The organism is Alcanivorax sp. S6407, assembly GCF_023016115.1.
Lineage (GTDB): Bacteria > Pseudomonadota > Gammaproteobacteria > Pseudomonadales > Alcanivoracaceae > Alcanivorax.
On record NZ_JALKBH010000001.1, the window covers coordinates 611,981 to 625,956 of the forward strand.

The window sequence follows — 13,976 nt, forward strand, 5'->3', positions numbered from 1 at the left end:
CGCTCAAACCACTCCCCGGAATCCATACAAAAGATGTATCTCGCGGCCACAAAAAAAGGCGGTAATATCGAGAAGATATTACCGCCCTTTTGTGCCACCCAGACACGACAAGCGTGCCCTGATGCCATCGCAGTTATCAGGGCAAACGTACCACTACCCGGCCACGGACACCGCCCTTGAGGATTTTTGCTACCCAGTCATTCACTTCGTCCAGACCGATCTCCGCTGCTTCCAGCTGGCTCATTCCACCCGGGATCCATTCATCTGCCAGCAGCTGCCACATCTGCTGCTTTATCTCCACCGGCAGCTCCACGCTGTCCACCCCTAGCAGGTTGACCCCACGCAGAATGAACGGGAATACGGTCATGTTCAGTTCCGGAGAGCCGGCCAGGCCACAGGCGGCCACACTGCCACCATATTTCACACTTTTCAGCGCTGTGGTCAGGGCATCACCACCAACACAATCGATGGCCCCTGCCCACTGCTCCTTGAGCATGGGCTTGCCGGCATTTTCCAGGTAGCTGTCACGGCTGATCACCTCGGCCGCACCCAGTTGCTTGAGCCAGTCCACCGCATCAGCCTTGCCGGACACCGCGACCACCTCGAATCCCAGCTTGGCCAGAATCGCCACACTGACGCTACCTACCCCGCCGGTGGCACCGGTCACCAATACCGGCCCCTGATCCGGGTTGACCCCGGTATCCAGCAGCGATTCCACGCACAGGGCAGCGGTCAGGCCTGCGGTTCCCAGAACCATGGCATCGCGCGCAGACAAGCCTTCCGGCAAGGGTACCAGCCACTCGGCAGGGACACGAATGTACTGGGCGTAACCGCCATCAGTGTTCATGCCCAGGTCATAGCCGGTGCAGATTACGGCATCGCCTTTCGAGAACGGACCATCACCAGCCTCTTCCACCACCCCTACGGCATCGATACCCGGGGTATGCGGAAAGTTTCGGGTGACACCCTTGTTTCCCGTCGCTGACAGGGCATCCTTGAAGTTGAGTGAAGACCACTGCACGCGGACCAGGACGCCCTCATTGCCGAGTTCTGACAGTTCACGATCGATCAGGTCGGTCTGGTAACCGCCGTCCACTTCACGGGTCTGTAAGGCCTGGAATGTCATGGTCTGCTCCTGATTGAAGGTGTCGGATATCAGTGTATCTGGCGCTGACTGCCACGGTGCCAGAGTTTTTCAATGACGCGCTGCAGGGTAGATTCCATGGAAAAGCCAAGACGCTCGCCCAGCTTGCGCTTCACTTCCCAGTTCACCTGATAGAGGGTGACAGAATCCTTGCGCTGCTGCAGGAGCTCATCGCTGGTCATGATCTCGTCCACCAGCCCCATCTCTTTTGCCTGGATACCAAACCAGTGCTCACCGGTGGCCACTTTGTCCAGATCAAGACCGCGGCGATTATCGCGAACAAAATCCTTGAACAGGCGATGGGTGTCTTCCAGCTCTTCCTGGAACTTGGCCCTGCCCTTGTCGGTATTTTCTCCCAACATGGTCAGGGTACGCTTGTATTCCCCCGCCGTCATGAGCTCCACATCAATGTCGTTCTTCTTCAACAGGCGATGGAAGTTGGGGATCTGCGCCACTACACCGATGGAACCAATGATAGAGAATGGTGCCGCCACAATACGGTCAGCAATACAGGCCATCATGTAACCACCGCTGGCGGCAACACGATCCACCGCTACGGTCAGCTTGATACCGCTGTTACGAATACGGCGCAGCTGGGATGCCGCCAGACCATAGCTGTGTACCAGGCCGCCAGGGCTCTCCAGACGCACCAGCACTTCGTCATTCTGGTTTGCCACCTGCAGGATGGCACTGATTTCGCGGCGCAGGGTTTCTACGTCACTGGCCTGCACATCGCCATCAAAATCCAGTACAAACAGACGCGGAGGCAATTTGTCTTCGGTGCCAGCCTTCTTTTTCTGTTTGGCCTCGCGCTTTTCCTGCTTGTGCTTTTCCTTCAGGGCTTTCTTGCGCTGATCTTCCGGCAGGATTTCCGCTTCCAGCGCGTCTTTCAGGTCGTCAAATTCATCATTCAGGTGGCGAACTTTCAATTCACCATCTTCACCGCCCTTGTGACGGCCACGGGACGCCGATGCGGCAATACCGCCGATAATGAACAACAAAGCCACGACCAGAGTGGCCACTTTGGCGAGAAACATGCCGTATTCGGAGAGAAACGCGATCACGAGTTACCTGCTTGATTGAATGGGGTGCCTGCCAACAGGCGGAATCCGGGTGATTCTACCTAAGGCGGGCGGTCGGGGATACGTAAGAGCGGGCCAACCGGGAGGATTGGCCCGGAGTGCGCTCAGTTCCAGCCGGAAATCGCTTGCTGGGCACTGCCATTCATGGGACGCGCCACCAGCCCGGACTGGGCCGCAGTGACCTCAAACAAGGCACCATCCGCCATGGGAAGATAGGCGGCACTGCCATAGCGGGCATCAATCAGCAGGCTCCAGCCATCCTTGGCCATTTTCCAGACATCCAGCCCTACCGGGTCACGATGCAGATTGTAGACGGTGCGGTCCTGAGAGCGCTCATCTTCAAGGGCGTAGTAGCGGCCAGAGATCCGGTCCAGCTGGTAACCCGGCTTCAGCCCCAACACGGCGAAAGGGGTCTTCCACTTGATGATGCGGGCATCCAGCTGCCACTGATCACCCTTTAACCGGTAATCTTCCGTTATGCCATCGGTGCGAGTCACTGTGGCGATAAACGACTGCGGACCAGACTGACGGAAGCTGACGGTGGCCACCGGCACCTCTTGGGCATACTCCCGGTACCCGTAGATGTTGAGGGCAAAGATACTCAGGTACACCGCCACCGCTACCAGCAACAGCCCTCCTGTTCCCTTCAGCCACTGCAGCAGCCATTTCTGGCGCAACAGGATCCAGGCACCAGCAAGAACGAAAATGAGGCTGAAGCCAAACAGCATCAACGGGGCAAAAGTGTAATTCATGGTTGGTCCTTGGACGCCAGGCCGGCCACCCAGCTGTCGATCAGGGTACGGGCAATACTGCCGGCAGGGGGAATTTTGGGCAGCGACTGGTAATGAAACCAGTCAGCGGCAACGATTTCATCATCATCGATGACGATATCACCACCAGCGTATTCGGCATGAAAAGCCAGCATCAATGAATGCGGAAATGGCCAGGACTGACTGCCCAGATAAGACAGTCTACCCACCTCGACACCGGTTTCTTCGCGCACTTCCCGCACCAGTGCCTGTTCCGCACTCTCTCCAGCCTCCATAAACCCGGCAAGACAGGAAAACATGCCGTTGGGGAAATTGGCTGACTGCCCCAACAGGGCATGGTCTCCCCGGGTCACCAGGGTAATCACACACGGGGTGATACGAGGGTACTGGGTGTAGCCACACTGGTGGCACTGCATGCACAGTTCCTTGCCATGGGGCTCAGTGGGACTGCCACAGCGGCTACAGAAGCGATGGTTTTTTTGCCAGCTGAGGAACTGCAGTGCCCGGCTAAACATGGAGAAGCCAGGCTCATCCAGATCACCTGCCAGTAGATGGCGCTGTGGAACCGGTTGCAGGCTACCATCATCCAGTTCATGGCGGGCCAGATCACAGACGTAGCAGGGCTCATTGTTGAGCCAGCCAATAAAATGGTAATCAGGGTGTTGCCGCAGCAGAAACGCCGGCAACGCAGGCACCTGCATATAACTGTCCAGCAGGATGCTCTGGTCATGAATCACATAGCAGCGCGCATTGTCTGCATCACCGCTTTCCGGGCGGGACAGGTCAATCATTATGCAACCTTGTTAACGGGGTAACCCAGGGCCTTCATACTCTCTTCTGCCACTTCCAGAACACCATCACCAATGGGCTTTTGTTCTTCCATGCTTTCCAGGTAGTAGTCCACCCCGGTTAGCGCATCCGCAAGGGTTTCCATGTGCTCCCGGGTGGGATTGCTGGCGCCCTCAATAAGCTGCTTGACGATGTACTTGTGGCAGGATTCGGTCACTGCCTTGGCCCGCTCCAGATCCAGGAACATCAGGCCGCCGGCGATGGAAGCAAAGGTCCCGGGCAGATTGGACAAATGCATGCGATCCCAGTTGTTATCCATGAAGGAACTGACAGAGCGCTTGGCCAGCGCCAGACCAGCACGACACTCTCCCACCACCGTCATGCGAGCCTCATCCAGCTGATAGAGAGAAATGGATGAGTTGGTAGCAGCACGGTGAACATCATCCTCCGGTGCCAGGCTGCGCTCCAGATTGGCGGCCACATTTTCCACCGTCAACAGATCATCCACCAGCGCATGGAAGGCTTCGCTTTCCACGCTTTGCTCGGCACCCCATTTTGATACCTCAACACCGCGGTGCTTGATCGCCGCAGCCTCGTCATCCTTGCCGATCATGGACAAGGTGCTGCCCAGGCGCTGCAGACTTTCACCCACCTGGCGATAATCGGTATCGGCTACGCCCTGGGAGGCCATGTCCAGGCTGTTCTTGAGTTCGCTGATTTCATCACGCATGGCACTGGCCACAGAACGGATCACCGAACCACTGGCGCCAGTCATCAATGCCAGCTCACGCTGCAATTCTTCGTCGTTAATACTGCTCTTCAGGGAGAAGGCGGAGCGGATCTCTTCCACCACTCCGCTTTGCTGCTGGCTCAGGGACACCAGATACAGGCTTTCCTTGATCATCAGCAAAGGCGCTTCCGCATCAAAGGCCTGCTCACCACCATAAACCAGATTCTTGAGCTGGCGATCATACTGGGACAGTAGCGCCTTACGCGCCGAAGTAATCGCCATATTGTCAGCAAACATGGCCGTGAGTACGCCCTGGGCCACCCACAGGAATCGGCTCATGCCGCAAGGGCCCGCGGCCTTGTCCAGTCGCGCAAGCGCACGGGCCATCAACTTGAGATTGGGCTGGGGATTCTGGTTCCGCAAGATACCGATCAGGCCGACCTGATACATGTGGCGCAGGCGCCGGGCCAGAGCCGGCAGCTCGGAACGTTTCAGTTCGCTGACCTTGGCCTCAGGGGATCGCGCCACTGAAAGATCCGCACTGAAGAAATGACTTTCCTGGATCAGCGGTTTGCCGTTGGCACGGCGCAGGTCATTGAGCCCACCGATCAGCAGCGCCGGCAGGGTACGGTTCTTGAGCTGGACGTAATCGAAATAGCGAGTCAGCAGCACGATGGCATTACCCAGCGCCTGGACCTTGGCATCAGACACTTTCTCGCGCAGATCCCGGGCAGCCAGCCCCATTTCTTCGCTCATCAAGGCCGCTGCAGGCAGCTCTACGACCTGGCATATACCGCGTAACTGCTGGAAAGAGTCAGCGATATGGGTCAATTCTTCCTGGAGGCTGTGATTCTCGGAAAACACTTCCAGGCGGTTCTCCGCCTCGGTCAGAGTGCTATCGATCGCTTCCTTGAGAAACGTCAGGGAGGTGGTATTTGTTATGGCAACCATGGACTCTCCGCAAGCACCAACTGTTATTATGAACCTATCCCCAAGTGTGAGGGCAAACTGTAAAAAAACAGCCCCACAACGCACACCCAAAAGCCTGTCAGGAACCGAATTCCACGTCCCCCGAACCGGAAAACAGGCGCATCAACTTTGGCATGTGATTAAACAATGCGTCAACTTTCTTTTGTAAGCAACTGATTTATTGGATTTTTGTTAACCTCGCCACACTATCCCGGAAGGGGCTGAGAGCCGTTTCATACACACCCCAACGCGCCCGCTCAATACGACCTTGATCTAGGACAATATGTCCTACCTTTGCACTGTACTGGTTCACATCAACTCCTTATCATTGCGCCGCCTCCTTCTATATACACTCGACGTCAGCAGGTAATGATGATGCCCGCGTCCTTTGGCCGTGCTTTCTTGCAAAATTTCCTGGGTCAGGCCCCCGCCTGGTACAAATACACCATCATGGGCTTCCTGGTGATCAACCCACTGATCGCCTTCACGCTGGGCCCGGTTGCCGCAGGCTGGCTGCTGCTGGGCGAATTCATCTTCACCCTGGCCATGGCCCTGAAATGCTACCCGCTGCAGCCCGGCGGCCTGCTTGCCATTGAAGCCGTGCTGATAGGCCTGACCTCTGCGGACACGGTTCTGCACAAGGTAGAAAGCAATCTGGAAGTCATGCTGCTGTTGATCTTCATGGTCGCAGGCATTTTCTTCCTGAAAGACCTGCTGCTGTTCATGTTTACCCGCATCTTGCTGGGCGTGAAATCAAAGGTTCGACTCAGCCTGCTGTTCTGTATTGCCGCGGCCATTCTCTCAGCCTTCCTGGATGCGCTGACAGTAACGGCGGTGGTGATTGCGGTCTGTACCGGCTTTTATGGCATCTACCACAAGGTGGCTTCCGGCAAGACCTTCCAGCAGAAGCACGATCATGGCGACGATACCAGCGTGGAAGAACTCCACCGCGAAGACCTGCGCCGTTTCCGCTCCTTCCTGCGCAGCCTGTTGATGCATGCCGCAGTCGGCACCGCCCTGGGGGGCGTGTGCACCCTGGTAGGTGAACCCCAGAACCTGCTGATCGCCAACAAGGCCGGTTGGGAATTTGGCGAATTCTTCCTGCGTATGGCGCCGATCACCCTGCCAGTACTAGTGATTGGCCTGTTGACGTGTGTGTTCCTGGAAATCAGTGGCAGCTTCGGCTACGGCGAAGACATCCCGGAAAAGGTCCGCGGTATCATGCGCCAGTACGCTCTGGAACAGGACCGCAAGCGCACACCACAAAATCGCGCAGCACTGGTCATTCAGGCACTCACCGCCGTATGGCTGGTGGTCGGTCTGGCCACCCATGCCGCCTCCGTGGGTCTGGTGGGCCTGACCGTAATCATTCTTGCCACTTCATTCACTGGCATCATCGAGGAGCACCGTCTGGGTGCGGCCTTTGAAGAAGCCCTGCCGTTTACCGCCCTGCTCACCGTGTTCTTCGCGGTGGTAGCGGTCATCGCGGACCAGCAGCTTTTTGCGCCTGTGATCGAATACGTACTGAGTCTGGAAAAGTCCGTACAGGGTCCAGCCTTCTATTTGGCCAACGGCGTCCTGTCAGCAGTTTCTGACAACGTCTTCGTGGCCACCGTGTACGTGGATGAGGTGGGCCTGGCGCTGCTCAAAGGTGAAATCAATCGCGATACCTTTGACTTGCTGGCCGTAGCCATCAACACCGGTACCAACATCCCCTCCGTGGCGACCCCCAACGGTCAGGCTGCCTTCCTGTTCCTGCTGACATCCGCTCTGGCCCCGCTGGTAAGGCTGTCATACGGTCGCATGGTGGTCATGGCCCTGCCCTACACCATTGTCATGTCCATTACCGGCCTGATCATGACCGCCACCGCACTGGAGCCGGCCACAGATTATATGTACGAGCATGGCTGGATCAGCCATCACTCCCCCAGTGAGTACTCTGAAACCCCGGATCAAGGGCACTAGGCTGAAACGCGGCACGCTTCACGCAACATGCTGCACGCTCCATAAAAAAAGCCGCACCTCAGGGTGCGGCTTTTTTGGTTATGGGGAGAGGCGCCCAGTGCCGACACTGGAATCCTTACCTCGCTCAGGCTCGGATCGCTTGCAGGCAAGCTCCTACATCGGCTTCGTGAAATGCAGAAACCCGGGAACTTTTCGGCCTCTCCTGTTCCAATCTAGTGTAGCTTGTAGCTTGTAGCTCAGTGCAGCTCGCCACGCTCCATTTTCTCCCACAGGGTCGGCTCGCCGTTACTGCCACCGATGGCGCTAAGTTTGTCGTTGTGGCGGCTGATTTCCGATTCTGACGCGCGCACCACTTTCAGTCCGGAACGGCCGGCATCCAACCGGCGGATGGCTTCTGCCACTGCCGCCCCGCCCTGCTCGGCGGAATCGCTGCCGCCCAGGGACAGGCGGGTCTGCCCACCGGTCATGGCCAGATAGACATCCGCCAGGATCTCCGCATCCAGCAAGGCACCGTGCAACTCCCTGTGACCGTTTTCCACATCATAGCGGCGGCACAGGGCATCCAGATTATTCTTCTGACCCGGGTGCTTCTGCCGTGCCATTACGAGGGTATCGAGAACGCCACAACGCTGCTCGATGGAACCGTAGGCTGAACCCAACATTCTCAGCTCATGATTCAGGAAGCCCACATCAAAGGGCGCATTGTGAATGACCAGCTCGGCCCCATCGACGAAGGCGAGAAATTCATCTACCACCTTGTCGAAGGTGGGCTTGTCCGCCAGAAACTCCTCGGTGATGCCGTGAACTGCCAGCGCCCCTTCGTCGATTTCACGCATGGGGTTGAGGTAGATGTGCAGGTTATTACCAGTGATCTTGCGGTTGATCACCTCCACACAACCAATTTCGATGACCCGGTGGCCATCGTTGGGCTCAAGACCGGTTGTTTCCGTATCCAGTACCACCTGACGCATTAGGCGATCCCTTTCTGTCGATTCATTTCATCAATGCCCTTGTTGGCCAAGGCGTCAGCTCGCTCATTTTCCGGGTGACCACTGTGGCCCTTTACCCACTGCCAGTCGATGTCATGGGGGGCTGTAGCCGCATCAAGGCGTTGCCACAGGTCCACGTTTTTGACCGGTTGCTTCGAAGCCGTTTTCCAGCCGCGCTTCTTCCAGTTCGGCATCCACTGGGTGACGCCATCCATCACATAACGGGAATCGGTGGTGAGCACCACCTGGCAGGGTTGCCGCAGGGCCTCCAGGCCGGCAATGGCTGCCATCAATTCCATGCGGTTATTAGTGGTCTCCGGCTCACCGCCATGCATTTCCTTTTCCTTGTCACCGTAGCGCAATACCACACCCCAGCCCCCCGGGCCCGGGTTTCCGCGGCAGGCGCCATCGGTGAACATTGCGACTTTCTTTGCTTGATTCAAAAACTCAGGACTCCCGATTCTGTTGTCCCCAGCGTGCCACGGGTACCGGTACCACGGTACTGCGCGGTGTCTGACGCTGGCGAGAAGGCAACGGCCGCACTACCCCCGCCCGTTTGCGGGCAACCAGCAGGTAGCTACTGCCATGGCGAGGCCAAAGCACACTGCCCAGCCATTCCAGCAAGCGCATGCGCTGTCGGCCACGTTCACCAAACGGCATAGTATAGAAGCCACTGGCCATGCCATCGACCTCAAATCCAAGAACATGCAGCCAGTCGGTCACCCGGTTGGGCCGATAGAAGCGCCCTGCCCAGCCCGGCCGCTGTCGCAGATAGAACAAGCGCGCCAACCCCATCATGCTCAGCGGATGAAAACCGACAATGGCGACCTTGCCACCGGGCGCAATGGAACGGCAGGCTTCGCGCAAGACCTGGTGCGGATCACGGGTAAAATCCAGTACGTGATGCATCAACACCACATCCACACTGCTTTTCGCCAGCGGCAGGGTATCCAGTCGACTTTGCACGGTCACGCCAGGAAACCCTTCCGGGCCCAGCGACATCTTCCAACGCAGCGGACAATCGCGCAGCAGATCCTGTTCCCGGGTGGTGTAGATGGCCACCGCCCGCTGCCCCACCTGTCTGCGCATCCACTCCTCGAGCATGGTACGCTCAGCGTCCAGCAGTGCCTGGCCAGGCTCACTGTCCAGCCAGCGGTCGAAGTGTCGTTCCAGATCATGGTTACCGGAACTGAACGAGATCCGGTTGAGTGGTGGCAGCTGCATCAGCACAATACCTCATACATAGGCCTATTCAGGAGCGTAACACGACATGTTACCCAGCCCCATTGCCATCCCCGCATTTAGCGATAATTACATCTGGGCAATCAGCCATCAGGGACAGTGTGTGGTGGTCGATCCCGGTGATGCTGCCCCGGTGGAGCGCTTTCTGAACGAAAATGGCCTCAATCTTGCCGCCATCCTGGTTACCCATCATCACCCCGATCACGTGGCCGGTATCGCCACCCTCACCCGAGACCGGAACATTCCGGTTTACGGCCCAGCCCGGGAATCCATCCCGTGCATGACCGATCCTCTTGGTGAGGGCCAGCAGATAACGCTGGACGCAATAGACCTGAGCCTGACCGTCATGGAAGTTCCCGGCCATACCCTTGGCCATATTGCCTACTACAGCGAGGCACATGGCTGGCTTTTCTGTGGTGACACCCTGTTTGCTGGCGGCTGCGGCCGGCTCTTCGAGGGAACTCCGTCACAAATGTATACCTCGCTGCATCGCCTGGCCGAACTTCCCGCCCAGACCCTGGTCTACTGCACCCATGAATATACACGCGCCAACCTGGAGTTTGCGCTGGCGGTAACCCCTGAGAATCAACGGGTCGAGGCCAGACTGGCAGCCGTTGTTGCGGCCCGTGAAGAAGGTCAGATCACCCTGCCCACCACCATCGCAGAGGAGTGTCGAACCAATCCGTTCCTGCGGAGCGGAGATGAGTCAGTCAAGGCCGCCTGTGAAGCACGTGACCCAGGGGCCTCAACCGATGATGTGCAATGCTTTGCATCCTTGCGTCGCTGGAAAGATAACTTCTAACCATTTCGGCTTGCTGGCCTCTTATTCTATTCTCTAAACTAAACGAAAATAATTGCTGTACTCATTGATATGAAAAGAATTTTGACTGTGGCCGTGCTGGTCAGTCTGGGCGTCATGTCCGGCTGCGCTACCAACCGTTCAGTGGATGAACTCCCTCCCATGCCGGCTGCGGAGCCGTCTGTGGATGACATGGATCTGGCCAATGGCATGGAAGAACCGGCCCCGGTCGAAGTTACCACTGTTCCCCCCGCAGAAGATGAGGATCTCTGGGTGCGTTTGCGTGCCGGCTATGGCCTGGATCTCTCGGTCGAAAATGACCGCATCCGGGTACAGCGAGACTGGTACGCCCGTCATCCCAAGTATTTCCAGCGTGTCACTACTCGCGGCGAGCGCTACCTCCACTACATCGTGGAACAGGCAGAAGAACGCGACATGCCGCTTGAACTCGCGCTTCTGCCCATTGTGGAAAGCGCCTTCGATCCATTTGCCTATTCCCATGGCCGCGCCGCGGGCCCCTGGCAGTTCATCCCTTCCACTGGCGATTACTTCGGTCTCCACCGCACCTGGTGGGAAGATCAGCGTCGCGACGTGATCAAATCAACGAATGCCGCACTGGATTACCTGCAAAAGCTTGCCAACCGATTCGATGGTGACTGGCTCCTTGCTCTGGCCTCCTACAATGCCGGGGGCGGCACCGTCTCACGGGCCATTCGACGCAATACAGAAGCAGGTAAGCCGACTGACTTCTGGAGCCTGAAGCTGCCCCGGGAAACCAAGGCCTATGTACCCAAACTGATCGCCATTGCCCAGATCGTTCAGGACCCGGACAAGTACGAGATCCCGCTGCAGCCGGTCCGTAACGAACCCTATTTCGCCGAAGTGGATACCGGTGGCCAGATCGATCTGGCACAGGCCGCCAAACTGGCGGACATCTCCATCGAAGAACTGTATCTGTTGAATCCATCCTACAATCGTTGGGCTACCTCCCCTGATGGTCCACACCGTCTGCTGGTACCCGCAGATCGTGCAGAAAGCTTCTCCCTGGCGCTGGCGGAAATGCCTGCAGACCAGCGCATGCAGTGGGCTCGCTATGAAATTCGCCCGGGTGACAATCTCGGCGCCATCGCCCGCCGCTACCGGACCACCCCGGAAGTCCTGCGCAGCATCAACAAACTCAGAAACAACACCATCATTGCCGGCCGCACCCTGCTGATCCCCGGCCCGGCCGCCGGCAAGGACACCTACACCCTCAGTGCCGACTCCCGCCTGGCCGACAACCAGAACCGTCAGCGAGATGGCCGCCAGAAACTCAGCCACACCGTTCGCTCCGGGGACACCCTCTGGGAGATCTCTCGCCAGTACAAGGTGGGCGTGAAAGAACTGGCCCGCTGGAACAATATGGCTCCCGGCGACAAGCTCAGCATCGGCCAGACCCTGGCGGTATGGACCAAGGGCGCTTCAGCCACCACCGTGGCCAGCCGAGGCGACAACAACATGGTGCGTCAGGTGCGTTACTCCGTACGTAACGGAGATTCCTTGTATGCCATTGCAGACCGCTTTAATGTATCGGTGAACGACATCCGTAGCTGGAACAGCAAGGTTGCCAGCAAACGATACATTCAACCCGGGCAACGGCTGACACTCTACGTTGATATTCGCCAATCCTACTAAGACACTTTTCCAGATACTGTTCTGCCTGTGCTTCAGCCTTTCCTCGCTGGCACAGGCGGAAGAGTCCAACATCACTCGCAGCCATGGCTACCACCCCTTTGGTGACCTGAAATATCCGGCTGATTTCCTGCACTTCGACTACGTCAACCCGGATGCCCCCAAGGGCGGCACCATCACCCTGTTTGGCAACGGCACCTTTGATAGCCTGAACCCCTACATTCTGAAAGGCATCAGCCCTGCTGACACACCCGGCATCCAGATGTACGGCGTAACGGAAATTGCCGACAGCCTGCTGATGGGTAGCCAGTCCCATAACCCCCTTGGTGATGAAGCCGGTGCGGCCTATGGCCTGATTGCAGACTGGGTGGAATATCCGGAAGATCGTAGTTGGGCCAGCTTCCATATCCGCAGTGAAGCCCGCTTCCATGATGGTAAACCCATCCGCGCCGACGACGTGGTGTTTTCCTTCAATATCCTCAAGGAAAAAGGGCACCCGGAATACAGCCTGCGCCTGTCCGACATCAAAAACGTTGAAGCCCTGGACCCACAAACTGTGCGGTTTACCTTTACCGAAGGACGTCGCGATCTGCCGTTGGTGGTCGGTGCCATCCCGATCCTGCCAAGCCACTACTGGCAGAGCCATGATTTCGAACGCACCACACTGGACACTCCTGTCTCCAGTGGTCCTTACCGTATCGCCAGCATTAAGGGCGGCAAACAAGTCACCTTTGAGCGGGTCAAGGATTACTGGGCGAAAGACTTGCCCGTCAACCGCGGCCGTTACAACTTCGACAAGGTCATCTTCGAGTTTTACCGTGATGCCGACGTGGGGTTTGAAGCCTTCAAGTCCGGTGGCTACGACCTGCACTACACTTACAGCTCCAAGCGCTGGGCCACCCAGTTTGATTTCGCTGCCATGAACGACGGCCGGGTGATTCGGGATGAAATCCCCCACAAGGTGCCAAGACCGGTACAGGCATTCTTCTTCAATACTCGCCACGCGCCCTTTGATGACCCCCGGGTACGTGAAGCCGCCAGCCGGCTATTTGATTTTGAGTGGTCTAACCGCAATCTGTTTGCGGATGCCTATACCCGCACCGTGAGCTGGTTCCCCAACAGCCCCTATAGCGCCTCTGTACCGGCCAGCGCGGAAGAAAAGGCACTACTGAATGCGTTCAAGCTACCCGACACGTATTTTACCGGCAGCATCACGCCACCGGTTAACGATGGCTCGGGGCAGATCCGCAACCGCATGCGAGAAGCCCTGATGCTGCTCAAGGAAAGCGGCTGGCAGCTGAAAAACAATGTGCTGGTGAATGCACAGGGCCAACCTCTCAAGTTCACCGTACTCAACTACCATAACCCCGGCATTTACCGAATCCTCGCGCCCTGGTTCAAGAACCTGAAGCGCCTGGGTATCGAAGCGGATTATCGCGAAGTGGATCCGGCAGCGTACAAGCAAAAACTGGATAATTTTGAGTACGACGTGGTGCTGTTTGTGCTGCCCATGCGTGACTACCCCGGGCCGGAACTGAAAGATTATTTCCTCTCCAGCAGCGCAGGGATTCCGGGTAGCCGCAATATCGCGGGCATTGATGATCCGGTGGTGGATTTCCTGGTCGGCAAGGCGTTGTCAGCCGACAGTGAATCGGACTATACCCTGGCCCTTCAGGCACTGGACCGCCGCTTGCGCTACCAGCATTACGGGGTACTGAATTATCATATCCGCCATCACCGGGTCGCCTGGTGGGACAAGTTCGGCCGCCCTGCGGAACCAATCCCCTACGGTTTGGGTCTGGACACTTGGTGGATGAAAAAATAAC

12 protein-coding genes are annotated in these 13,976 nt (G+C 57.4%); 4 read left to right on the forward strand and 8 right to left on the reverse strand.

What is annotated here, in order from left to right; translation table 11 throughout:
• Positions 1 to 136: 136 nt before the first annotated feature.
• The 5 genes from MWU49_RS02735 to MWU49_RS02755 all read right to left on the reverse strand — a co-directional run bounded on the left by MWU49_RS02735 (position 137) and on the right by MWU49_RS02755 (position 5,466).
• The gene (locus tag MWU49_RS02735; RefSeq protein WP_246967774.1) at positions 137 to 1,126 is read right to left on the reverse strand and encodes a YhdH/YhfP family quinone oxidoreductase; all 990 of its coding nucleotides are present in this window, start codon (positions 1,124 to 1,126) and stop codon (positions 137 to 139) included.
• Between the two features lie 29 nt (positions 1,127 to 1,155).
• Positions 1,156 to 2,208 carry a protease SohB gene (gene sohB / locus MWU49_RS02740; RefSeq protein ID WP_246967777.1) on the reverse strand — a complete coding sequence of 351 codons (1,053 nt, stop codon included), beginning with the start codon at positions 2,206 to 2,208 and terminating at the stop codon, positions 1,156 to 1,158.
• Positions 2,209 to 2,330: 122 nt separating this feature from the next.
• Positions 2,331 to 2,978 carry a hypothetical protein gene (locus MWU49_RS02745; RefSeq protein WP_246967780.1) on the reverse strand — a complete coding sequence of 216 codons (648 nt, stop codon included), beginning with the start codon at positions 2,976 to 2,978 and terminating at the stop codon, positions 2,331 to 2,333.
• Positions 2,975 to 3,787, reverse strand: coding sequence for an NAD(+) diphosphatase (gene nudC / locus MWU49_RS02750; RefSeq protein ID WP_246967783.1), 813 nt, complete (start codon positions 3,785 to 3,787; stop codon positions 2,975 to 2,977). The genes MWU49_RS02745 and nudC overlap by 4 nt, the downstream gene beginning before the upstream one ends.
• Complete coding sequence (locus tag MWU49_RS02755) at positions 3,787 to 5,466, reverse strand: hypothetical protein (RefSeq protein ID WP_246967786.1); 1,680 nt, start codon at positions 5,464 to 5,466, stop codon at positions 3,787 to 3,789. Before MWU49_RS02755 ends, nudC begins: the two co-directional genes overlap by 1 nt.
• Before the next feature lie 393 nt (positions 5,467 to 5,859).
• On the opposite strand from MWU49_RS02755, the gene nhaB reads away from it, so the two are divergent.
• A complete protein-coding gene (gene nhaB / locus MWU49_RS02760; protein ID WP_246968074.1) occupies positions 5,860 to 7,449 on the forward strand; it encodes a sodium/proton antiporter NhaB in 1,590 nt (529 codons plus the stop codon).
• Between the two features lie 236 nt (positions 7,450 to 7,685).
• On the opposite strand, the gene dnaQ is transcribed toward nhaB, so the two are convergent.
• The 3 genes from dnaQ to MWU49_RS02775 are packed head-to-tail and all read right to left on the reverse strand — an operon-like array spanning position 7,686 to position 9,662.
• Positions 7,686 to 8,420 (reverse strand): DNA polymerase III subunit epsilon, encoded by a 735-nt coding sequence (dnaQ, locus tag MWU49_RS02765; RefSeq protein WP_246967789.1) that lies wholly within the window; start codon positions 8,418 to 8,420, stop codon positions 7,686 to 7,688.
• Positions 8,420 to 8,881, reverse strand: a complete 462-nt coding sequence (gene rnhA / locus MWU49_RS02770; RefSeq protein WP_281502015.1) for a ribonuclease HI — start codon at positions 8,879 to 8,881, stop codon at positions 8,420 to 8,422. The genes dnaQ and rnhA overlap by 1 nt, the downstream gene beginning before the upstream one ends.
• Positions 8,882 to 8,885: 4 nt before the next feature.
• A complete protein-coding gene (locus tag MWU49_RS02775; protein ID WP_246967795.1) occupies positions 8,886 to 9,662 on the reverse strand; it encodes a methyltransferase domain-containing protein in 777 nt (258 codons plus the stop codon).
• A gap of 46 nt (positions 9,663 to 9,708) precedes the next feature.
• Between MWU49_RS02775 and gloB the strand changes: the two genes are divergently transcribed.
• The 3 genes from gloB to MWU49_RS02790 all read left to right on the forward strand — a co-directional run bounded on the left by gloB (position 9,709) and on the right by MWU49_RS02790 (position 13,975).
• Positions 9,709 to 10,482 carry a hydroxyacylglutathione hydrolase gene (gene gloB, locus MWU49_RS02780; protein ID WP_246967798.1) on the forward strand — a complete coding sequence of 258 codons (774 nt, stop codon included), beginning with the start codon at positions 9,709 to 9,711 and terminating at the stop codon, positions 10,480 to 10,482.
• Positions 10,483 to 10,551: 69 nt separating this feature from the next.
• Positions 10,552 to 12,153, forward strand: a complete 1,602-nt coding sequence (locus tag MWU49_RS02785) for a LysM peptidoglycan-binding domain-containing protein (protein WP_246967801.1) — start codon at positions 10,552 to 10,554, stop codon at positions 12,151 to 12,153.
• Entirely contained in the window at positions 12,131 to 13,975 is a 1,845-nt protein-coding gene (locus tag MWU49_RS02790; RefSeq protein ID WP_246967804.1) for an extracellular solute-binding protein, read from the forward strand. Before MWU49_RS02785 ends, MWU49_RS02790 begins: the two co-directional genes overlap by 23 nt.
• Position 13,976 lies beyond the last annotated feature (1 nt).